The following is a 22,050-nucleotide window of genomic DNA, read 5'->3' on the forward strand; positions in this document are numbered from 1 at the left end:
AGCTAAGCCTCACAGCGCCGATGGTACTGCAGGGGGGACCCTGTGGGAGAGTAGGACGCCGCCGAACAATTCTTCAGAAAAGCCCCTGATCCTTATGGATCAGGGGCTTTTCGCATTTCCATTGACGTATCGTCGGGGCATGGACGATCAGACAGCGGTCATGGCGGACAACGTGCTCCGTCCCGAGCAGCGCGACGGCGCCCTGCGTGTTCTGGCGGAGGCTCAGGCGGTCGACGGCCGGGCCGCCGTCTCCGAGCAGGGCCGGCTCCGGCTGCGGAACGCCGAGACGGCCCGGCCGGGTGTCACCCATGTCATCGGGAGCGAGAGCGGGTCCGTCGTCGGCTACGGCCAGCTCGAGGTGCCGGAGACCACGGGCGCCGACACCGCAGCCGCCGGCACCGCGACCGCCAACCCGGCCGCCGAGCTGGTGGTCGACCCGGCGGCCCGGGGCCGGGGTCTGGCCCGCCCGCTGGTCGACGCCGTCCTGGCGCAGGCGCACGGTGCCGGGCGTGACGCGGTGGACTTCTGGGTGCACGGCGGTCACCCGGCGGCCCGGCACCTGGCCGAGGCGTACGGCGCCGAGCTGGTCCGGGAGCTGCGGCAGATGCGTCGCACCGGTCCGCAGACCGAGGCCGTGCCCGTCCCCGAGGGCATCGAGCTCCGCACCTTCCGCCCGGGGGAGGACGACGCCGAGTGGCTGCGGCTGAACGCCCTGGCCTTCGCCCACCACCCCGAGCAGGGCTCCTGGACGGAGCAGGACCTGGCGGAGCGGATCGCCGAGCCCTGGTTCGACCCGGCCGGCTTCTTCCTGGCGACCCGGGACGGCAGGGTGGTCGGCTTCCACTGGACGAAGGTGCACCCGGCCACCGCCACCGAGCCGGAGCTCGGCGAGGTCTACGTCGTCGGGGTGGACCCGGCCGAGCAGGGCAGCGGTCTGGGCCGGGCGCTGACCGCGGCCGGCCTGCGTCACCTGACCGGGTCAGGCGCCGGCGAGCGCGGACTGGCGACCGTCCTCCTCTACGTCGACGCCGACAACCCGGCCGCGGTCCGGGTGTACGAGCGACTGGGATTCACCGTGCACGAGGTGGACCTCATGTACCGCGCCCGGTACCAGGCGGACCGGCCGGTCCGGCCGGGCACCCACGCGTAGCCACGACCCGCCTCCCCAGCCACGTCCGGGTGGTCCCCACCCCCTGGCCACGGGCGGCCCGGGGGTAACGGAGAGGTCGCGGGCGAGGGGCGGGGAAGGCCGCCGACCCCTTGCTCCGACCGACTCAGCTTTCCTCCTGGCCATGCGGTGTTTACCGTGGATTCAATTGCTGCCGCGAAGATCACAGGATGAAGTCCGTAGTGTCTCGCTCGTGCAGAGTCGACCGCCCTTCGTCGGCCGGTCCTGTACGGACCGCGCCCGGTGGGTGGGTGCTGTCCCCGGGGTCGACCCGGGGCGAGGACGACGGCCCGCAGAGCCATTCGCGTTCGGACGCCGTCCTGCTGGAGGAGCTGGAACCCATGAGCATCCCCCGCCCCGTCCCTGCCCCGCCCTCGCCCACGGCCCGGATGTCCGGTGCGCTGGGCGTCCCGCCGGAGCCGGCGACCACGGACGAGCAGGATTTCGAAGCACTGCCGCAGGGCCGCTTCCTGGACCGTGAGCGGAGCTGGCTGGCGTTCAACGAGCGCGTCCTGGAACTGGCCGAGGATCCGGGGATCCCGCTCCTGGAGCGGGCCAAGTTCCTGGCGATCTTCGCCAGCAACCTGGACGAGTTCTTCATGGTCCGGGTGGCCGGTCTGAAGCGCCGGATCGCCACCGGCGTCGCCCAGCGCAGCGCGTCCGGCCTCCAGCCGCGCGAGGTGCTGGACCTGATCTGGACCAGGTCGCGCGAGCTGATGGCCCGTCATGCCGCCGCCTTCCAGCAGGAGGTGCTGCCGGACCTCGCCGCCGAGGGCATCGAGGTGGTCCGCTGGCCGGAGCTGGCCGAGAAGGAGCAGGCCCGGCTGCACACCCTGTTCCGGCAGAAGATCTTCCCGGTGCTGACCCCGCTGGCGGTCGACCCGGCGCACCCCTTCCCCTACATATCGGGGCTCTCCCTCAACCTGGCCGTGGTCGTCCGCAACCCGGTGTCCGGCCACAAGCACTTCGCCCGGGTGAAGGTGCCGCAGTCGCTGGCCCGCTTCCTGGAGGCCTCGCCCCAGCGCTACGTCCCGCTGGAGGACGTGATGGGCGCGCACCTGGAGGAGCTCTTCCCGGGGATGGAGGTGTTGGCGCACCACGCCTTCCGGGTCACCCGCAACGAGGACCTGGAGGTGGAGGAGGACGACACCGAGAACATCCTCAAGGCCCTGGAGAAGGAGCTGATGCGGCGGCGCTTCGGCCCGCCCGTCCGGCTGGAGGTCGAGGAGTCGATCGACCCCTACATCCTGGACCTGCTGGTGCGGGAGCTGAACATCACCGAGGCGGAGGTCTTCCCGCTGCCCGGGCCGCTGGACCTGACCGGGCTGTTCGGGATCGCCGAGCTGGACCGGCCGGAGCTGAAGTACCCGAAGTTCGTGGCCGGTACGGCCCGCGGGCTGACGGACGTCGAGTCCGCCTCCCAGCCGGACATCTTCGTCGCGATGCGCGAGCGCGACGTGCTGCTGCACCACCCGTACGACAGCTTCTCCACCTCGGTGCAGGCCTTCCTGGAGCAGGCCGCCGCCGACCCGGACGTGCTGGCGATCAAGCAGACGCTCTACCGCACCTCGGGCGACTCGCCGATCGTGGACGCCCTGATCGACGCGGCGGAGTCCGGCAAGCAGGTGCTGGTGCTGGTCGAGATCAAGGCGCGCTTCGACGAGCAGGCCAACATCAAGTGGGCCCGCAAGCTGGAGGAGTCCGGCTGCCACGTGGTCTACGGCCTGGTCGGGCTGAAGACCCACTGCAAGCTGTCGCTGGTGGTCCGCCAGGAGGGCGACACCCTGCGCCGCTACTCGCACGTCGGCACCGGCAACTACCACCCGAAGACGGCCCGGCTGTACGAGGACCTCGGTCTGCTCACCTCCGACCCCCAGGTCGGCGCGGACCTCTCGGACCTGTTCAACCGGTTGTCCGGCTACTCGCGCCGCGAGTCCTACCGCCGGTTGCTGACCGCCCCGCGCGGCCTGCGCGACGGGCTGGTCTCGCGGATCCACAACGAGATCGCCCACCACCGGGCGGGCCGGCCCGCGTACGTGAAGATCAAGGTCAACTCGATCGTCGACGAGACCGTGATCGACGCGCTCTACCGGGCCTCGCAGGCCGGGGTGCCGGTGGACGTCTGGGTGCGCGGGATCTGCGCGATCCGGCCGGGCGTGCCGGGGCTCAGCGAGAACATCCGGGTGCGCAGCGTCCTGGGGCGCTTCCTGGAGCACTCCCGGATCTTCGTGTTCGGCAACAACGGCGATCCCGAGGTGTGGATCGGCAGCGCCGACATGATGCACCGCAACCTGGACCGCCGGATCGAGGCCCTGCTGCGGATCACCGACCCGGCGCACCGCGCCGAACTGTCCGGACTGATCGACCTCGGTGTCTCGGCCGAGACCGAGTCGTGGCACCTGGGACCGGACGGTGCCTGGGAGCGCCACTCGCAGGACGCCGAGGGCCGGCCGCTGCGGCACGTCCAGGACCTGCTGATCGACTCGCGCCAGCGCCGCCGGGCCGCCACCTCGCGCTGACGCGTCCACTGATGCGAGCCGCCGGAGCGGTCGGGGCCCCCGAGGCCCCGGGGGGACGTGCTCCGGCGGTCGGCCACCAGCCCCGGGGAAGGGCCCCGGGGGAACGGGGATCTACCACGCCATGACCGATGCGCCGATGACGGCCCAGGCGGCCTCCACGGAGACCGCCGGGGACATCCTTTCCCGCCATCTCACCGCCCAGGCGGGGGCGTTCCTGCGCGCCCTGCCGCTCGCGGTGGGCGAGGTCGGCGCCAGACCGGGCTCGGCCGCGGCCGTTCCGGCGAGCGGCACCGCCGACCTGCTGCGGTCCGTACGGCGGGTCGGCGGACTGCTGCACACCTTCGGGGCCGTCTTCGAACAGGCCTGGGCGCAGGAGTCGCGCACCGAACTGCGCTGGCTGCTCAACCTGTTGGCGCTGGAGCCCGGTTACGTCCGCCGCTCGGCCCGGCTGCTGGCCGCGGTGGACTCGCTGAGCGGCACCGACCCGGAGGGCACGGGGATGCTGGCCGGGCACGCCGGCGCCCCCAAGGCGCGGGCGCTGCTGGACCGGCAGCTGACCCTGGCCCGGACCAGGGCGCACTCCACGGTGCTCCAGGAGCTCCGCTCGGCCCGGCTGCACGCGCTGGCGGACCGGATGACCCTGCTGGTCGGCGAGGCGCCGCTGCTGGAGACGGCGGGCGGCCGGCCCTCGGCGGTGCTGCTGCCGCAGGCGGCGGCCGCGTTCACCGCGCTGTCGGCGAGCGCCCAGCAGCTGCCGCTGCGGCGGGCCGCGACGCCGTACGGCGGGGACGGGCTGCGCCGGCTGGGTGCGGTGCCCCCGGCGCGCGGCGCGGCGGACGCGGACACCGCGCTGGCGGCGGACGACGCGCCCTGGTCCCGGCTGCGGATCCTGGTGAAGCGGGCCCGGTACGCGCTGGAGGTGTGCGGCCGCCAGTCCGCCGAGCTGGACGAGCTGGACGCGGTGCTGCGCCGGCACCAGGAGGCCGCGGACGCCGCAGTCACCGCGGCGACGGCGGCGCGCACCCCGCGGATCACCCCCGCGACCGCCTACGTGCTGGGCGTGGTGCATGCTGATCAGCGACTGGAGGTGGAGGCGGCGCGGTACGCCTTCGGCCGCCGGTGGCCCGAACTCCCGCCGGGTCTGGACGGCTGGCTGGAGATCCCCCCTGCCGAGGGCTGGGGGCATTCCCCCGCACCACGGACGGCCTGAATTGCGTGATCGCCTGAGCACCGGGCAGCCGGTGGACGCGCGCCCGACCGGGGCGGGCCGGGCCCCGGTGGTCCTGGCGGCGGGCGGGGTGCTCTGGCTGCCCGGGCGGCCGAAGCCCAGCGGCCGGCTGGGTCGGCCGCGGATCGCGGTGATCCACCGCCCGAAGTACGACGACTGGAGCCTGCCGAAGGGCAAGCTCGACCCGGGCGAGGGCGTGGTCGAGGCGGCGCTGCGCGAGGTGCGGGAGGAGACCGGCTTCCACTGCCTGCTCGGCCCGGAGCTGCCCGCCCAGCACTACCTGGCGCAGGGCCGTCCGAAGGAAGTCCGCTACTGGGCGGCGGTGCCGACCGGGGGCGCCTTCCGGCCGAACCGGGAGGTCGACCGCCTGGAGTGGCTGCCCGCGGGCAAGGCGCGGGCGCGGCTGACCCACGACCGGGACCGGTTGCTGATCGACGCGTTGCTGGTGATGCTGGGTGCCAGGCCCGTGCGCACGGGCGAGCAGGTGCCGGCGAAGGACCGGTGGAAGTGATCTCCCCGCGCCCTGGGCGTGACGCAACCGTTACTACGTGACGTAGTTTCCTGCCATCCGTTCGAGGTTCACTCCCCGTTCACTTGCGACCGGCTGACGCGTCACTTACCCGGCCTAACTTCGGGACTACCGGAGGGCCGAACGGGCCCCGGACCACAGCAAAACCCGCGCTCGGCCGTGTCCGCACGGCCTGCGAGACGGGCAATGCCACAGAAAGGGACACCCCTGTGAAGCTCCAGCGGAACGGCCGCTCCAAGGCCCTCGCCATCGGTGCCATGGCGCTCGTCAGCTCGCTGTCGCTCGCCGCCTGCGGTTCGGACGACAACAACACCACCAAGGCGTCCGGTGGCTCTGGCAGCTCCGCCGCGGCCAGTGCCGCGGTCACCTGTGGCAAGCCCGGCACGCTGCTCGGCGCCGGTTCGACCGCGCAGGCCCCGGCGATCGACGTGTGGAAGACCAACTTCGGCTCGTCCTGCTCCGGTACCACGGTCAACTACAGCGGCGGCGGCTCCGGTGCCGGTGTCCAGCAGTTCACCCAGGGCAAGGTCGCGTTCGCGGGCTCCGACTTCGCGCTGAAGCCGGCCGACGTCGACGCCTCCAAGGCCGTCTGCACCGGTGGCAAGGCGATCGACCTGCCGATGGTGGCCGGCCTGGTCTCGCTGGTCTACAACGTCGAGGGTGTCGACAACCTGGTCCTGGACGGCCCGACCGCCGCCAAGATCTTCGACTCGCAGATCACCAAGTGGAACGACCCGGCCATCGCCGCGCTGAACCCGGGCGCCAAGCTGCCGGACGCCGAGATCCAGAGCTTCCACCGCTCGGACGACTCCGGCACCACCTACAACCTGACCTCGTACTTCGCCAAGACCTCGGGCGGCGCCTGGAGCGCGGAGCCGAACAAGGCGTGGAAGGGCAAGGGCGGCCAGTCCGCGAACGGCAGCGCCGGCGTCTCCGCCCAGATCAAGCAGGTCAAGAACTCGATCGGCTACGCCGAGCTGTCCTACGCCCAGACCAACAACCTGAAGAGCGCCAAGATCGCCACCGGTGCCGCTCAGCCGGTCGAGGCGACCGCCGCCAACGCGGCCCTCACGCTCTCCTCCTCCACCGTCTCGGGCACCGACGGTGACCTCGCGCTCGCGCTGGACTACGGGACCAAGGCCGACAACGCCTACCCGATCGTCCTGGTCACCTACGAGATCGCCTGCGACAAGGGCAACAAGGCCGAGACCCTGGACACCCTGAAGTCCTTCCTGACCTACACCATCAGCGACGCTGCCCAGAAGTCGATCGGCGACAAGGGCTACGTCCCGATGCCGGCCGCGATCGGCGACAAGGTCAAGACCGCGGTCTCCGCGCTCGCCTGACCGAACAGGACCACCGGTGGGACGGCCCCGTGAGCGAGGGGGGCCGGGGCCGTCCCACCGGAACGCACCGACCCAGCACCAACGTCCGGGGCACCGCCGCCATGGTGCCGTCCCCCTACCGGGGCGGTACCACCAGACCGGAGTAGACCAATGACTTCATCCTCCCCTGCCGCCCCGCGAGGCAGGGAACGCCGACCGCGCGACAGCCGCGTCGGCGACAAGATCTTCATGAACCTCGCCCGCGGCGCGGGCATCCTGCTGCTGGTCATCATGGCCGCGATCGCCGGCTTCCTGGCCTGGCGCTCGGGCCAGGCCCTCAGCAACAACCACGGCAACTTCCTCACCACCTTCGAGTGGACGCCGGACGCCCCGGAGCCGGTCTTCGGCATCGCCGTCCTGGCCTTCGGCACCGTCGTCAGCGCCCTCATCGCGATGGCGATCGCCGTCCCGGTGGCCATCGGGATCGCGCTGTTCATCTCGCACTACGCGCCGCGGCGGATCGCCCAGCCGTTCGCCTACCTGGTCGACCTGCTCGCCGCCGTCCCCAGCATCGTCTACGGCCTCTGGGGCGCGCTGTTCCTCGTCCCGCACATGGACGGGCTGACCAGCTGGCTCAACCAGTACCTCGGCTGGACGTACATCTTCGACCAGACCAAGACCGGCACCCCGCGCAACCTGTTCACCGTCGGCATCCTGCTGGCGATCATGATCCTGCCGATCATCACCGCGGTCTCCCGCGAGGTGTTCCGCCAGGTGCCGCGGATGCACGAGGAGGCGGCGCTCGCGCTCGGCGCGACCCGCTGGGAGATGATCCGCACCGCGGTGCTGCCGTTCGGCCGCCCCGGCATCATCTCGGCCTCCATGCTCGGCCTCGGCCGGGCGCTCGGCGAGACCATCGCGGTCGCGGTGGTGCTCTCCGCCAACAGCGTCCTGTCGCTGCACATCCTGGACGCGGGCGGCGGCACCTTCGCGCAGAACATCGCGCTGAAGTTCGCCGAGGCCGGCAACAACGGCCGCGACGCGCTGATGGCCTCCGGCCTCGTCCTGTTCGTCATCACCCTGCTGGTGAACGGTGCCGCGCGACTGATCATCGCCCGCCGCAAGGAGTACTCGGGGGCCAACGCATGACCACCGTCACCACCGTCCCCGAGGACGCCCGGCCGCAGGTCGGCCCGAAGCTCACCGCCAACCGGCTGCCCCGGTGGACCCCGCCCGTCGTCGCCGCCGGCTCGATCGCGGTCGGCTGCGGGATCGGCGCCGCCGGCGGGCTGGAGAGCCACCTGCAGTGGGGCCTGATCTCGGCCCTGCTGTTCCTGCTGGGCAGCTACCTGATCTCGGCCCAGGTCGAGGGCCGCCGCCAGGCCAAGGACCGCTTCGCCACCTCGGTGGTCTGGGTCGCCTTCATCCTGGCCGTCGTCCCGCTGGTCGCGCTGACCGTCTACACGATCCAGCAGGGCATCGGCGTGGTGGACGGGAACTTCCTGAGCCACTCGATGAAGGGCGTCATCCAGTCCGGCCCCGGCGGCGGGATCTACCACGCGCTGCTCGGCACCCTCCAGCAGGTCGCCCTGGCCACCCTGATGGCGGCCCCGCTCGGTCTGCTGACCGCCGTCTACCTGGTGGAGTACGGCCGCGGCCGGCTCGCCAAGGCCGTCACCTTCTTCGTCGACGTGATGACGGGCGTCCCGTCGATCGTCGCCGGTCTGTTCATCCTCTCGCTGTGGAACCTCGCCCTGGGCTTCGGCTACTCCGGCTTCTCGGGCAGCCTCGCGCTGGCGATCCTGATAATCCCGGTCGTGGTCCGCTCCACCGAGGAGATGCTCAAGCTCGTCCCGAACGAGCTGCGCGAGGCCTCGTACGCCCTCGGTGTGCCGAAGTGGAAGACCATCCTGAAGATCGTCCTCCCCACCGCGATCGGCGGCATCACCACCGGCGTGATGCTCGCGGTCGCCCGCATCACGGGCGAGACCGCCCCGGTGATGATGCTGGTGTTCGGCGCCGACTACATCAACAGCAACCCGTTCGACGGACCGCAGCAGTCCCTGCCGATGTACATCTGGCAGCAGTACTCGGTGGTCAACAACGACTTCGGCTACGCCCGCGCCTGGGGCGCCGCGCTGGTGCTGATCGCCTTCGTGATGGGGCTCAACCTCATCGCCCGGGGCATCGCACGCTGGCGCTCGCCCAAGGCCGGACACTGAGCGACCGACTGACGTACGAACGAAGACGAGAGAAGCAACGATCATGGCCAAGCGCATCGACGTCAGCGGACTGTCGGCCTACTACGGCACCACCAAGGCCATCGAGGACATCTCGATGAGCATCGAGCCCCGTTCGGTGACCGCCTTCATCGGCCCCTCCGGCTGCGGCAAGTCCACCTTCCTGCGCACCCTCAACCGGATGCACGAGGTGATCCCCGGTGCCCGGGTCGAGGGCAAGGTCCTCCTCGACGACGAGAACCTGTACGCCCCCAACGTCGACCCGGTCGCCGTGCGCCGCTCCATCGGCATGGTCTTCCAGCGCCCGAACCCGTTCCCGACCATGTCGATCTACGACAACGTGGTCGCCGGGCTCAAGCTCGCCGGCGTGAAGAAGAAGGCCGTCCTGGACGAGGTGGTGGAGCGCTCGCTGAAGGGCGCCAACCTCTGGAAGGAGGTCCACACCCGGCTGAACAAGCCCGGGGCCGGCCTCTCCGGCGGTCAGCAGCAGCGCCTGTGCATCGCCCGCGCCATCGCGGTCGAGCCGCAGGTCCTGCTGATGGACGAGCCCTGCTCCGCGCTCGACCCGATCTCCACCCTCGCCATCGAGGACCTGATCGGCGAGCTGAAGTCGCAGTTCACCATCGTCATCGTGACCCACAACATGCAGCAGGCGGCCCGCGTCAGCGACCGCACCGCCTTCTTCAACCTGGCCGGCGTCGGTCAGCCGGGCAAGCTGATCGAGCTGGACGACACCCAGCGGATCTTCTCCAACCCGTCGGTGCAGGCGACCGAGGACTACATCTCCGGCCGCTTCGGCTGAGCCGGACCCCAGCCGTCCCGCGGTGCTGCATGGCGGTGCCGCCGCGGGACACGAGCAGGGCCCGCCCCCGAGATGTGGGGGCGGGCCCTGCTCTGCTTCTGCGCCGCGCCCGCTCGCCTGCGGCTCGGGGCGGTGTACCGACCTGGTGGCCGGCCGTCCGGGGATCAGCCCCAGAACAGGTGGACGAACCAGTACATCAGCGCTGCGACGATGCCGGCCGCCGGCATCGTGATGAACCAGCCGAGCACGATGTTCTTCGCGACGCCCCAGCGCACCGCGCGGATCCGCTTGGTGGCCCCCACGCCCATGATCGCCGCGGTGATCACGTGGGTGGTGGAGATCGGTGCCTTGAAGACGAACGACGTGATGTACATGATCGCGGCGGAGGTGGCCTCGGCCGCGAAGCCCTGCGGCGGGTCCAGCTCGATGATCTTCCGGCCGAGCGTCCGCATGATCCGCCAGCCGCCCGCGTAGGTGCCCAGCGAGAGCATGGTCGCGCAGGAGATCTTCACCCAGACCGGGATGTCGCCCGTGGTCTGGTGACCGGAGATGGTGAGCGCCATGACCACGATGCCCATCGTCTTCTGGGCGTCCTGCAGACCGTGCGCCAGCGCCATCGCGGCGGCCGAGGCGGTCTGGGCGACCCGGAAGTTGCGCTTGGCGCGGTGCGGGTTGGCCCGGCGGAAGATCCACAGGATCGCCAGCATCACGGCGAAGCCGCCGATCAGACCGACGATCGGCGAGACGATCATCGGGATGACGATCTTGTCGAGGACCCCGCTCCAGATCACGCCGATGCCGCCGGCCAGAGCCGCGCCCACCATGCCGCCGAACAGCGCGTGCGAGGAGGAGGACGGCAGGCCGAAGTACCAGGTGATCAGGTTCCAGGCGATCGCGCCGACCAGGGCGGCGAAGAGGATCGCCATCCCCTGGTTGCCGGTGGGGGTCTCGATGATCCCCTTGGAGACGGTGTGCGCCACGCCGCTGCCGAGGAAGGCGCCGGCCAGGTTCATCACGGCGGCCATCGCGAGCGCGGCCCTCGGGGTCAGCGCCCGGGTGGAGACCGACGTGGCGATCGCGTTCGCCGAGTCGTGGAAGCCGTTGGTGTACGTGAAGAAGAACGCAACGCCGATGACGGCGATGAGTGCAGCCATGTCCACGAGGGTCAGGACTCCTTGACGGCGATGGTCTCCACCGTGTTGGCGACGTGCTCGAACGCGTCCGCCGCCTCCTCAAGGACGTCCACGACCTGCTTGAGCTTGAGGACCTCGATGGCGTCGTACTGACCGGAGAACAGGTGGGCGAGCAGCTTGCGGTGGATCTGGTCGGCCTGGTTCTCCAGCCGGTTGATCTCGATCCAGTACTCGGTCAGGTTCGACATGCTGCGCAGGTTCGGCATCGCCGCGGCGGTGAGTTCCGCGGCGCGCGCCAGCACCTCGATCTGCTGCTCGACGCCCTTCGGCAGGGTCTGGATGTCGTAGAGGACGACCAGGTCGACGGCCTCCTCCATGAAGTCCATGATGTCGTCCAGCGACGACGCGAGGCTGTAGATGTCCTCGCGGTCGAAGGGCGTGATGAAGGAGGAGTTCAGCTGGTGGAAGACGGCATGGGTGGTGTCGTCCCCGGCGTGCTCGGCGGCGCGCATGCGCTCGACGATCTCCGCGCGGGCCGACACGTCTGATCCCAGCAGTTCGAGCAGGAGCTTCGATCCGACGACGAGGTTCTCCGCGGCGGCGGCGAACATGTCGTAGAAACTCGTCTCCTTCGGGGTCAGGCTAAAACGCACGGAAATCTCCGATGTGCGGGGTACGGACTGAACGATGCTAGGTGCAACCAAGCGCGATCGCGCAAACGGGGTGGTGGCCAGGGAGGCGGAACCTCCTCTTCCGTTCGGCTGTCACGCCAGCTGCCCGGACCGCGCCGCCAGGTGCGGACGCAAGGACTCAGTCTGACGGAACCTCGGCACGATTGCCCCGTCCCGCGTGCGGCAGCCCGGGGCGCCGCTCAGACGGGTGAACCCCGCCACGACCCCCACCAGGCCCTTCGGCACATGCCGGGTGAGCCGTCGGAACACCACACGGGGCCCCGGTGTTGGACACTGGTGGCCGACGCAGCCACCAGGCACTCAGACGAAGGCGGGCCGATGACCACGACGCAAGCGCGCACCGAGCCGGACCACGCGCCCGAGCCGGACCACGCGCCCGGGACCGAGCCGCAGGCCGGTACCCCCGCCGCCGCGGGCCACGGCGGCGGACACGGCCCGCACGGCTACAGCGCGCAGAAGGACGCCCACCTCAAGCGGCTGCGCCGGATCGAGGGCCAGATCCGCGGCCTCCAGCGGATGGTCGACGAGGACGTCTACTGCATCGACGTGCTCACCCAGGTCTCGGCCAGCACCAAGGCCCTCCAGTCCTTCGCGCTCTCCCTGCTGGAGGAGCACCTGCGGCACTGCGTCGCCGCAGCCGCCGAGCAGGGCGGAGTCGAGCTGGACGCCAAGGTGGCGGAGGCCTCGGCCGCGATCGGCCGGCTGCTGCGCAGCTGACCCGACCCCGGACGGCCCGGGGCGCCCGTCAGCCGTCGCCCTCCCGCTCGGCCCGGGCCGGGTCCACCCGGTCCAGCAGCACCTCGTCGATCCGCTCGGTCGGCAGCCGGTCACCGGCGCTGGCCGTCGCGGCGATCATCAGCTCGCCGGCCAGCTCGATCTCGTCGAGGGCCGCGTCGTCGTGGCCGCCGTTGCGGCCGCCCGTGGACGACACCACCTGCACCACCCCTTCAGTGCCTCGCCAGCCCGGGCGGCAGCCACCCGGCGTCCAGCCTAGGCACTCCGGAGCCCGTCCACATGGCACGGACGGGCCATCTCGGCGCCGCCGAAACGGGTGGCCGTCGCTCCCCGGACGGCCACCCGCTCCGGCGGCGCCCCGCTACGCCCCGGCGCCGGAGCGCTGCCCCCGGCGGGCTCCAGGGCGGGGCCGACCAGCCCTACTTCGGGCTCTCCGAAGGCTTCATCTGGTAGATGTCCGAGGCCGCCGGCTCGGCCGCCTCGACCGGCTTGCCGAAGTCCGACAGCGAGGTCGTCGAGGTGACCTTCACCTGGTCCTTGGCCTCCTTCGACCCGGCGACCCCGGCGAAGGTGAACACCTCCACCACCTTGTGCAGCCGGCCCTGGTCGTCCAGCCAGGCGTCGTACGGGACCTCCTTGACGGTGAAGGTCTGCCCGCCCATCCGCAGGCCGTCCCCGCCCCGGCCGCCGGTGGCGTCGGCGGCCTTGCCCAGGTCCAGGGTGCCCCGGTAGTGGTGCAGCGGGGTGCCGTCCACCGTCTCGGTGCCGACCAGGTCGGCCTTCTGCACCCCGCGCAGTGCCCCCGCCGCCGTGGCCGGGTCGGTCGCGCCGCTGCTGACCAGGTTGCCGTCCGGCAGCTGACGCACGTCCAGCTTGACCCACTTGCCCTCAGGCACCTTGGCACCGCTGTTCTGCAGGTAGACGGTGCCCGGCAGGACCACCTCGACGATCTTCCCGGTGGTCGCCGCCCCCGGCGGCACCTGGACCTCCAGCCGGCCGATCCGCTTCACGTAGTCGTAGCCGCCGGTCCCGGAGAAGGAGGCCTTCTTGTCGGCCGACTCCGTGACCAGATCGGTGGCGGTGTGCGCGGAACCCGTCCGACCCGTGATGTCGGCGGCGTTGCGCACCGCCGTCACCGGGTCGCCGGCCAGCTGGTCCGGGGCGGTCGACTGCTGGTCGGAGGAGCCGCCACCGGACCCGCCGGAGCACCCGGCGGCCCCTGCGGCCAGGGCGGCGGCGAGCAGGGCGGCCCCGGCCGCCGAGCGCAGGTACGGCCCCGGGCGGCGCGCTGGCCGCCCGGTTCGCTGCTGGTCGGTCATCTTCATCCTCGCGACAACCCCCTCGGGCCCGACTGCCCCACCGGACACCACCGGGTGGGCAGAGCTCTTTCCGGGCAAACGAGTTGGGCCGCCAAGGGTTACGGCCCGGCGGAATCCGACGGGCGTCGCGCCCGGCCCGCCCGGCGCGTTACGGTGAATCCCGTGCACAGTGAGCTGCCGGTAGCCCCCGGCACCACCCCGATGCCCGAGCACCGCGTCGCGGTCAGCGAACGCGGCTCCTTCGCCTTCGCGACCTGCAGCTGCGGCTGGTACTCCGCGGCCCGCCGCTCCCGCGACCTGGTCCGCCGCGAGGGGGCCGACCACCTCGCGGAGTACGGCGGCGAGGCGCCGGACTAGACCGCTGCGGCGTTGAGGCCGCGAGGCCGGACTCCGGCGGTTGTCGAGGCCGCGAGGTCAGGCCGCGAGGTCGGACTCCGGCGGCTGCTCCTCGGAGCGCACCGCCCCCCGTCCGCGCCGGCGGCCGCGCGGGGCGCCGCCACGGCCGGTCCCACCGGCCCCACCGGCCCCGCCGCGCTCGGGCGCCCGGATCAGCGGGGCGACCGCCGTCCGGCTCAGCGCGTGGCAGAACGGGACCAGCACCGCCATCGCGATCGGCGCCAGCAGCAGCACCACGGCGACGGCGAGCGCGAAGCCGCCGATCACGTCGGTCGGGTAGTGGACGCCCATGAACATCCGGCAGAAGCCCTGCAGCAGGGCCAGCCCCCCGGCGATCCAGCCCAGCTTCCGGTTCACCAGGAACAGCGACACCGCCACGGCCATCGTCATGGTCGAGTGGTCGCTGACGAAGGAGTGGGTGCCCGCCTTGCCGTCCACCAGGACCAGCAGTCCCGGGTGGTCGACGAAGGGCCGCGGCCGGTCCACGATCGCGGCGATCGGCAGGTTGGCCAGCTCGGCGATGGCCACCGACAGCGGCACCCAGAGCAGCCCGGCGATCGCCACCGGCGCGTCCGGGCGGCGTCTGGCCTGCAACCACCCCACCAGCCCGAGCATCGCGAGGCCGAGCAGGATGCCGTACTCGCCGATCCACGAGACCAGGTGGTCCAGCCACTGGGGGGAGCGCTTGGCCAGGCCGTTGACGGCGTAGAGCAGGCCGAGGTCGGGGTTGGTCGTGTCGGCAAGCGGCGTCGACACGCCGCACCTCCTTCTGGTCCGCTGCACCTGTTCGTTCCCACCGGGGCCCGCCCGGCGCGCGAAGCTGACGGGGGACCACCGGACCCAACGTCATCGCCGGGACACAGCGTTCCACGGAAACGCGCGGTTATGGAAACTTGACTCAGCGTCCACAGGCCGCACACAGGTGGACGGACGTTTCAGCCCGCCCCACCGGTTCCGCCGCCTCCACTGGGCCGCCCCGGTGCCGTCGGGGCGGGCGGGGCGGCGGCCGCGGGCTGGGCGGGGGCCGCCGGGCCGGTCGGCGCCGTCGTGCCCGGACGACTCGGGGCGTTGACCGCGCCGCTGTTGTCGTTCCGGGTCGGCAGTGCCTGGGCGCCGTCCGTGGTGACCCGGGTCGCCCCGATGTACTCCCGGGTGTCGATCTTGTCGTAGCGGATCACCGCCCCGGTGTGCGGCGCGTTGATCATGTAGCCGCCGCCGACGTAGATCCCCACGTGGTGGATGCTCCGCGGATCGCCCAGGTCCGTCGCGAAGAACACCAGGTCGCCCGGCCGCAGCTGATCCCGCGACGGGTGCGGTCCGGCGTACCACTGGTCGTTGGCCACCCGGGGCAGGGTGATGCCCACGGTGTTGAACGCGGCCACGGTGAGCCCGGAACAGTCGAACCGCCCGTTCTGCCAGGCCGCCCCGTCACCGCCCCACAGGTACGGCGTGCCGAGCTTGGTCTGCGCGAAGTAGATCGCCGCGGCCGACTGCGCGGACACCTCCACCGGCGCGGTCGGCGCGGTGAAGCTGCGGGCCATCGCCTGGATGTTCCGCACGTACCCCTGGGTCTCCTTGTACGGCGGGATGCCCCGGTTCTTCGTCACCGCGTACGGGCCCGCGTTGTAGGCGGCCAGCATGTTGGCCTGCGCGTCCCCCGGCACTCCGGCCACGTCCTTGGCGAGCGCGCAGTCGTAGACCGCCGCCGTGGCGATCGCGTCGTACGGGTTCCAGACGTCCTTCCTGCCGTCCCCGTCACCGTCCGTGGCGTACACCGGCCAGGTGTCCGGCATGAACTGCGCCATTCCCTGGGCCCCGACGCCGGATTGGGCCTTGGGATCGAAACCGCTTTCCTGGTACAGCTGCGCCGCGAGCATCGGCGGGGAGATCTCCGGACAGAGCGAGCCCCACTTCTGGATCGAGTCCTGGTAGGCCGCCGGGACCGTTCCCGGAGAGAGGGCGGAACGATTCGCCGACTGCTGCGGCGTCCCGCTCGCCGCATACGTCCCCATCGTCACCAGACCGAGGAACCCGAACGCAACAACTCCCGCAGCAGCGGCGGCCGTACCGCCCTTCCGGAGTACCATCAGCACCATCCCGACGAATCGTCAGTCGAAGTGTCCCGGAAGGCGTTGCTCACCGCAATCATCAGAGATACAAAGAGTGAGCGCTATCCTTCGTACGGTGGACATCCTCGCGTACGTGTCCGATGCCTCACGACCAATCCGCGAGAAGTAGCCAAGTCGACATCAGATCTGGCCAAGAATAGGCACCGACCCTTCGCGCGGGCGGGGTCCGGGCCCTTGAATTTGCCTGATCGGGCGGTGAGATGGAAATGAACCTGAGCAGTGTGCACACCTATGCGGTCGGCCACCTGGCCGAGGACCCCCCCAAGAAGCCGAATATCGACACCATCATCGGCGGGATCGCCCCGGACTGGGGCCCGTTCGCGAGCCTCGGGTCGGAGGCCCGGGTGATGGTCGAGGTCATCATGGCCGTCGCCATCCTCGTCTGCCTCGGCCTCGCGGTCTGGGGCGCGGCCAAACAGCGGATCGGCGCGACCGCGATGCGCGACAGCTTCGGCGCCGAACAGGGCAAGGGGCTGATCGTCGCCGGCCTGACCGGCGTGTTCATCATCGGATCACTCGGCACTCTGTTCACCATTGTCTACGGCATGGCTATCTGACGATCGGACAGCAGTGACCCGGTCCCCCTGAGGGCAGGTTCCCGCCCGGACCTCCCCAGCGGGCCGACCGCCAGGAGTCCACCCCCGTTCCCACCCTCCGTCCGCGCCCGCCCCCGGACGGAGGCCCCCGGAGCCCCCCGGCTCCCCGCACCAGGAGGGCCGCCGTGCCGTTGTCCGACGACCAGCCGCACACCCGTACGCGGCTGCCGGTCGACGAACAGCCCTCCGCACCGGCGACCGCCCGTCAGTCCCGGCCACTGAGAACGCTGCTGACCGTCCTCGTCGTCGTCACCCTGCTCGTCGTCGCCATCTCCATCGCCAACCGCGGCAAGCCCGGCCCCGGCAACAACGGCGGCTCCGCCGACCGCGCCGCCCCCACCACGGGCACCGGCGCCGGCCCGGCCCCCAGCGGCGACCAGCCCGTCGGCACCACCGCCAACGGCATCGCCTCCGGCTTCCCGCACAGCGACCAGGGTGCCCAGTCCGCCGCCGCCAACTACGCGGTGGCCATCGGCTCCGCGGACATGTTCCGCACCGACAGCCGCCACACCATCGTCGCCACCATCGCCGACCCGGGCTCGGCGGGGGCCCTGCAGAGCCGGCTGGACCAGGGCTTCTCGCCGGAGACGGCGGCCCGGTTCGGAGTCGACGCCCAGGGCCGCCCTCCCAAGGGCCTGACCTTCGTCAGCCGGACGATTCCGGTCGGGACCAGGACCAACGGTTACACCCCGGAGAGCGTCAAGGTCGACGTCTGGTGCACGGGCCTGTTCGGGCTGGCTGGCGAGCGGTCGACCAAACCCGTGTCCGAGGAGTGGTTCACGCTCAACCTCAGCCTGCGATGGACCGGGACGGACTGGAAGCTCACCGACTACAGCCGAGCGGCGGGTCCGGCCCCGATCCCGCCGGACCAGCAGGCCGCGACCGCGGAGGAGATCACTGGTGCCGTCGAGCAGTTCGGAGGCTTCCGCTATGCCCGCTGACGGCAACTCGGGTCCCATCCGGGGGATGGCCGGTCGTGTGGCCGGGACGGCGCTGTTCGGCGCACTCTCGGTCGTGCTGGCGACCGGCCGCGCGATGGCGGATCCGTCGCCCGCCCCCAGCTCCGGGGTCACCAATACGGCGTGCCCGGGAGTTCCGCTCCCCGGCAACGATGTCTACTGCGCCCCGCCCAGTGGCGGTTCGCTCCCCGGTGGCAGCACCGTCGGGACCGTGACCGATCCGCTCGGGTCGTTGGCCAAGGGGTGTGCCCAGGCGGCGGCTTGGGTGGTGCGGAAGTTGTCGGGGGCGATCGACGGGACGACGGCGGTGGACTTCACCAACCAGTCGTTCCTGCAGCAGTACGCCGTGGTGTTCGCGGTGTCGACGGTGATCACGCTGGTCCTGTGGCTGCTGGCGGTGACCAAGCGGGCGGTGCGGGGGGCGCCGTTGACGACGGCGATCTCGGAGGCGGTCGGGTTCCTGTGGCTGACGGTGGTGGCCTCCGCGTTCACGCCGCTGATCCTGTTCACCGTGGTGAGCGTGACGGACGGGCTGACGAAGGCGATCTCGGTCGGGACCAAGTCGGACACCGGGACGTACCTGGGCGGGTTCGCGGACACCCTGGAGAAGGGGGATGTCGGCGGCGGGCCGCTGATCCTGGTGATCGTGTCGCTGGTCGCGGTGCTGGCGGCGGCGGTGCTCTGGATCGAGCTGGTGATCCGGGCGGCGATGCTGTACGTGGGGGCGCTGCTGGGGACGGCGGTGTACGCGGGGCTGGTGGACCGGCAGTTGTGGAAGCACGTGCGCCGCTGGGCCGGGATGATGCTGGCGGTGGACCTGGCGAAGCCGATCATCGTGATCATCCTGGGGCTGGCGGGCGCGGTGGCGACCGGGGCCGGGGCCAATGACGACTTCTCCCGGGTGCTGTCCGGGCTGGCGATCCTGTTCCTGTCGATCTTCGCGAGTGCCGCGGTGTACCGCTTCGTCCCGACTTTCGGTGACGAGATGCTGAACATGCGCCGGGCCCGGGCCAGCGCGGTGCAGGCCGGCTCGGCGATGATCAACGGCACCGCGAACCTGATGAAGCAGGGCATCACCACCCACGGCGACCGCGGTCAGGCGTCCGGCGGGGGTGGCGGGGGTGCGGGCGGCGGCTCGGTCGCGCCCGGCATCGCCGCGCACGCGGGCCGGACGCCGGCCCCGCCGCCGCAGGCCGGGCCGCCGCAGGCCCCCGTTTCGATCCGCGACAGCAATCCAGCGAAGGGGGGGTGACGGGTAAGTGAGCAGTGAACCGCTCGGCCAGTACGGCGCCCAGTACGCCCAGTCGTACGTGCACCAGCGCCGCACCTACCTGATCGGCAAGGCCCGCCCGAACGCGCCGATCGGCCGGAACCGGGAGTCCGGCGAGATCGTGCTGATCATCTTCGGGGCGTTCCTCGGGATGCTCTGGGGCCTGCTGATGCCCGTCCTGCCGCTGCGGATCGCCGGTCTGGTCGGCCTGCCGATCCTGGCCATCGCGGCGGTCTACGTGCCGTACCGCAAGCGGACGTTCTACAAGTGGGTGGAGATCAACCGCACCTACCGCCGGACGGTCCGCAGCGGGCGCGCTCTGTGGCGCTCGGAGGCGATGGACGCGGGCACCCGGATGGACGGCCGTGAGGTGGAGATCGGCCCGCCGCCGGGGGTGGGGCGGCTGCGCTGGCTGACCGCGCCGTTCGGGCCGGACGAGGTCGGGGTGCTGATGCACCTGGAGCGGCGGACGGTGACGGCCGCGATCGAGATCGAGGGCCCGGGTGTCGGGCTGCGGGACTCGGAGGACCAGGAGACGCTGGTCGACCGCTTCGGCACGCTGCTGAAGCACGTCGCCAACGGGGACGGCTTCGTGACCCGGCTGCAGATCCTGGCCCGCACCCTGCCGGCCGACCCGGACGCCCACGCCAAGGACGTCGAGCGGCGCGGGGACCACGACGCGCCGCGCTGGCTGCAGGAGTCGTACGACCAGCTGCAGTCGATGGTGTCGACCTCCTCGGAGCAGCACCGGGCGTACCTGGTGGCCTGCATGCACTACACCCGGGACCTGGCCGCCGAGGCGCACGCGATGGGCCGCACGGCCACCGGCGGGCGGGCCCGGGACGACGACGGGCTGGCGGCCGTGATGGCCCGCGAGCTGACCGACATCTGCGCCCGGCTGGCGGAGGCGGACATCCGGGTGCGCCAGCCGCTGGGCCAGGCCCGGCTGTCCTCGTTGCTGCACTCGATGTACGACCCGGACCACCCGATCGACCACCTCCAGGCGATGTCCCGGCGCAACGCCTGGCCGGCCGAGCTGGACGCGACCCACCCGCAGTACCTGACGGCGAAGACCCGCGAGTCGGCGACCCGGGAGCCGTGGTGCCACGCCACCGCGTGGATCAAGGAGTGGCCGCTCACCCCGGTGGGCGTCAACTTCCTGGCGCCGCTGCTGGTGCACACCCCGGACGTGATCCGGACGGTCGCGGTGACGATGGACCTGGAGCCCACCGACGTCGCGATCGAGCGGATGCTGACCGAGAAGACCAACGACGAGGCGGAGGCCAGCCGCGCGGCCAAGATGAACCGGACGGTCGATCCGCGCGACCTGGCCCACACCGGCCGGGTGGACCAGCGCGGTGACGACCTGGCCTCCGGCGCGGCCGGGGTGAACCTGGTCGGCTACATCACGGTCTCCTCGCGCAACCCCGATGCCCTGGCCCGCGACAAGCGGACCATCCGGGCCTCGGCCGGCAAGAGCTACCTCAAGCTGGAGTGGTGCGACCGCGAGCACCACCGGGCGTTCGTCAACACCCTGCCGTTCGCCACCGGCATCCGCCGCTGACCGTCCCGCCGGTCCACCCGGACCGTGTTCGCCCACCCCTACCGCTGGCACCAGGAGGCCGCCCATGGCGCTCGGCAACCTCACCGACGCGTTCACCAGCCTGATGTTCGGCAAGGTGGAGACCACCCGGCTGCCGGTGCGCACCTCCACCGGCCAGGCGCAGGCGGTCTACCTGCCCACCGCCGCACCGGGGTTGGGCGACTCCGGGGTGATCATCGGGCGCGAGGTGTACAGCGGCAAGGGCTACGTCTACGACCCCTTCCAGCTGTACGGGCAGCAGCTGCCGGCCCCGCACTGGCTGGTGCTGGGCGAGTCCGGCAACGGCAAGTCGGCGCTGGAGAAGACGTACGTGCTGCGGCAGTTGAGGTTCCGCGACCGGCAGGTGGTGGTGCTGGACGCGCAGGGCGAGGACGGCGTCGGCGAGTGGAACCTGATCGCCAACGCGCTGGGCATAAAGTCGATCCGGCTGGATCCGATGGCGGCCCGGGACGGCGGGGTGAAGCTCAACCCGCTGGACCCGGCGATCACCCAGACCGGCCAGCTGTCGCTGCTGCGCACCATCATCGAGGTGGCGATGGGGCGCGGGCTGGAGGAGCGGGCCGGCTTCGCGCTGAAGGCCGCCCACGCCCATGTGGTGGCCTCGGTGCAGGATCGTCAGCCGGTGCTGGACGACATCATCGACACCCTGCGCAACCCCGACCTGTCCTCGGTGGAGTCGCTGGGCGTGGCGGTGGACCAGGTGCAGTCCTGGGGCCTGGACGTGGCGCTGGTGCTGGACCGGCTGGTCGACGGTGACCTGCGCGGCATGTTCGACGGTCCGACCTCCGACGGCATCGACCTGGACGCGCCGCTGATCGTCTTCGACCTCTCGCACATCGACCGCAACTCGATCGCGATGCCGATCCTGATGGCGATCGTCGGGGTGTGGCTGGAGCACACCTGGATCCGGCCGGACCGGAAGAAGCGCATCTTCCTGGTCGAGGAGGCCTGGCACATCATCAACAGCCCCTTCGTGGCCCAGCTGTTCCAGCGGCTGCTGAAGTTCGGCCGCAGGCTCGGGCTCTCCTTCGTGGCGGTGGTGCACCACCTGTCGGACGTGGTGGACGGCGCGGCGGCCAGGGAGGCGTCGGCGATCCTGAAGATGGCCTCCACCCGGACGATCTACATGCAGAAGGCCGAGGAGGCGCGGGCCACCGGCCGGGTGCTGGGCCTGCCGCGCTGGGCGGTGGAGATCATCCCGACCCTGTCGCCGGGCATCGCGGTGTGGGACGTCAACGGCAACGTGCAGGTGGTCAAGCACATCATCACCGACACCGAGCGGCCGCTGGTGTACACCGACCGTGCGATGACCGAGGACGCGGTGGCCGAACGGGACCGGGCCGAGCGGCAGTTGGCGGCCGAGCCGGGGGTCTGAGGCGGGGCCCGGGGGAATGGTGCGCAGGCTGC

At 71.5% G+C, this 22,050-nt stretch carries 21 protein-coding genes and 1 rRNA gene; 16 read left to right on the forward strand and 6 right to left on the reverse strand.

The features are described from left to right. From rrf to pstB, 9 genes are all read left to right on the forward strand, one after another. A 5S ribosomal RNA gene (gene rrf, locus ACZ3YL_RS37265) occupies window positions 1-67 on the forward strand; the annotation flags it as partial. 72 nt (window positions 68-139) lie between these two features. Then, window positions 140-1,150, forward strand: coding sequence for a mycothiol synthase (gene mshD / locus ACZ3YL_RS37270; protein ID WP_188307553.1), 1,011 nt, complete (start codon window positions 140-142; stop codon window positions 1,148-1,150). A gap of 359 nt (window positions 1,151-1,509) precedes the next feature. Then, entirely contained in the window at window positions 1,510-3,687 is a 2,178-nt protein-coding gene (locus ACZ3YL_RS37275; RefSeq protein WP_223242943.1) for an RNA degradosome polyphosphate kinase, read from the forward strand. Window positions 3,688-3,808: 121 nt separating this feature from the next. Next, entirely contained in the window at window positions 3,809-4,897 is a 1,089-nt protein-coding gene (locus ACZ3YL_RS37280; RefSeq protein WP_465661933.1) for a CHAD domain-containing protein, read from the forward strand. 31 nt (window positions 4,898-4,928) lie between these two features. After that, window positions 4,929-5,426 (forward strand): NUDIX hydrolase, encoded by a 498-nt coding sequence (locus tag ACZ3YL_RS37285; protein ID WP_411292877.1) that lies wholly within the window; start codon window positions 4,929-4,931, stop codon window positions 5,424-5,426. A gap of 227 nt (window positions 5,427-5,653) precedes the next feature. Further along, the gene (gene pstS / locus ACZ3YL_RS37290; protein ID WP_188302724.1) at window positions 5,654-6,790 is read left to right on the forward strand and encodes a phosphate ABC transporter substrate-binding protein PstS; all 1,137 of its coding nucleotides are present in this window, start codon (window positions 5,654-5,656) and stop codon (window positions 6,788-6,790) included. Window positions 6,791-6,940: 150 nt separating this feature from the next. Then, window positions 6,941-7,918, forward strand: a complete 978-nt coding sequence (pstC, locus tag ACZ3YL_RS37295; RefSeq protein WP_188302723.1) for a phosphate ABC transporter permease subunit PstC — start codon at window positions 6,941-6,943, stop codon at window positions 7,916-7,918. Continuing rightward, window positions 7,915-8,991, forward strand: coding sequence for a phosphate ABC transporter permease PstA (gene pstA, locus ACZ3YL_RS37300; RefSeq protein WP_465661935.1), 1,077 nt, complete (start codon window positions 7,915-7,917; stop codon window positions 8,989-8,991). The genes pstC and pstA overlap by 4 nt, the downstream gene beginning before the upstream one ends. A 43-nt stretch (window positions 8,992-9,034) precedes the next feature. Further along, a complete protein-coding gene (gene pstB, locus ACZ3YL_RS37305; protein WP_188302721.1) occupies window positions 9,035-9,811 on the forward strand; it encodes a phosphate ABC transporter ATP-binding protein PstB in 777 nt (258 codons plus the stop codon). 164 nt (window positions 9,812-9,975) lie between these two features. Here the strand turns inward: pstB and ACZ3YL_RS37310 are convergent, their stop codons facing one another. Together ACZ3YL_RS37310 and ACZ3YL_RS37315 are read right to left on the reverse strand one after the other, a co-directional pair. After that, window positions 9,976-10,971: an inorganic phosphate transporter gene (locus ACZ3YL_RS37310; RefSeq protein ID WP_188302720.1), complete on the reverse strand. Its 996-nt coding sequence runs from the start codon at window positions 10,969-10,971 to the stop codon at window positions 9,976-9,978. Window positions 10,972-10,976: 5 nt separating this feature from the next. Continuing rightward, a complete protein-coding gene (locus tag ACZ3YL_RS37315) occupies window positions 10,977-11,597 on the reverse strand; it encodes a DUF47 domain-containing protein (RefSeq protein ID WP_188302719.1) in 621 nt (206 codons plus the stop codon). Window positions 11,598-11,954: 357 nt separating this feature from the next. Here ACZ3YL_RS37315 and ACZ3YL_RS37320 point away from each other — a divergent pair, with 357 nt between their 5' ends. Next, entirely contained in the window at window positions 11,955-12,353 is a 399-nt protein-coding gene (locus ACZ3YL_RS37320) for a metal-sensitive transcriptional regulator (protein ID WP_188302718.1), read from the forward strand. Window positions 12,354-12,381: 28 nt separating this feature from the next. Here the strand turns inward: ACZ3YL_RS37320 and ACZ3YL_RS37325 are convergent, their stop codons facing one another. Both ACZ3YL_RS37325 and ACZ3YL_RS37330 read right to left on the reverse strand, forming a co-directional pair. After that, window positions 12,382-12,570 carry a hypothetical protein gene (locus ACZ3YL_RS37325; RefSeq protein WP_223241727.1) on the reverse strand — a complete coding sequence of 63 codons (189 nt, stop codon included), beginning with the start codon at window positions 12,568-12,570 and terminating at the stop codon, window positions 12,382-12,384. Between the two features lie 220 nt (window positions 12,571-12,790). Further along, complete coding sequence (locus ACZ3YL_RS37330; protein ID WP_188302717.1) at window positions 12,791-13,690, reverse strand: SCO4651 family lipoprotein; 900 nt, start codon at window positions 13,688-13,690, stop codon at window positions 12,791-12,793. Between the two features lie 162 nt (window positions 13,691-13,852). Between ACZ3YL_RS37330 and ACZ3YL_RS37335 the strand changes: the two genes are divergently transcribed. Beyond that, a complete protein-coding gene (locus tag ACZ3YL_RS37335) occupies window positions 13,853-14,047 on the forward strand; it encodes a hypothetical protein (protein WP_188302730.1) in 195 nt (64 codons plus the stop codon). Window positions 14,048-14,104: 57 nt separating this feature from the next. Here ACZ3YL_RS37335 and ACZ3YL_RS37340 read toward each other — a convergent pair whose 3' ends face one another. Both ACZ3YL_RS37340 and ACZ3YL_RS37345 read right to left on the reverse strand, forming a co-directional pair. Continuing rightward, on the reverse strand, window positions 14,105-14,842 hold the full coding sequence (locus tag ACZ3YL_RS37340; RefSeq protein WP_188302716.1) for a phosphatase PAP2 family protein: 738 nt from the start codon (window positions 14,840-14,842) through the stop codon (window positions 14,105-14,107). Window positions 14,843-15,021: 179 nt separating this feature from the next. Further along, window positions 15,022-16,173, reverse strand: coding sequence for a C40 family peptidase (locus ACZ3YL_RS37345; protein ID WP_188302715.1), 1,152 nt, complete (start codon window positions 16,171-16,173; stop codon window positions 15,022-15,024). Window positions 16,174-16,421: 248 nt separating this feature from the next. On the opposite strand from ACZ3YL_RS37345, the gene ACZ3YL_RS37350 reads away from it, so the two are divergent. From ACZ3YL_RS37350 to ACZ3YL_RS37370, 5 genes are all read left to right on the forward strand, one after another. Continuing rightward, complete coding sequence (locus ACZ3YL_RS37350) at window positions 16,422-16,772, forward strand: hypothetical protein (RefSeq protein ID WP_223241718.1); 351 nt, start codon at window positions 16,422-16,424, stop codon at window positions 16,770-16,772. 164 nt (window positions 16,773-16,936) lie between these two features. After that, complete coding sequence (locus ACZ3YL_RS37355) at window positions 16,937-17,752, forward strand: hypothetical protein (protein ID WP_465661939.1); 816 nt, start codon at window positions 16,937-16,939, stop codon at window positions 17,750-17,752. Between the two features lie 25 nt (window positions 17,753-17,777). Next, a complete protein-coding gene (locus tag ACZ3YL_RS37360) occupies window positions 17,778-19,022 on the forward strand; it encodes a hypothetical protein (RefSeq protein ID WP_411292876.1) in 1,245 nt (414 codons plus the stop codon). Window positions 19,023-19,029: 7 nt separating this feature from the next. Continuing rightward, window positions 19,030-20,604, forward strand: a complete 1,575-nt coding sequence (locus ACZ3YL_RS37365; protein ID WP_188302712.1) for an SCO6880 family protein — start codon at window positions 19,030-19,032, stop codon at window positions 20,602-20,604. Window positions 20,605-20,668: 64 nt separating this feature from the next. Beyond that, window positions 20,669-22,018, forward strand: coding sequence for an ATP-binding protein (locus ACZ3YL_RS37370; RefSeq protein ID WP_188302711.1), 1,350 nt, complete (start codon window positions 20,669-20,671; stop codon window positions 22,016-22,018). Window positions 22,019-22,050: the final 32 nt, after the last annotated feature.

It is taken from the genome of Kitasatospora sp. NPDC023176, from assembly GCF_055560495.1.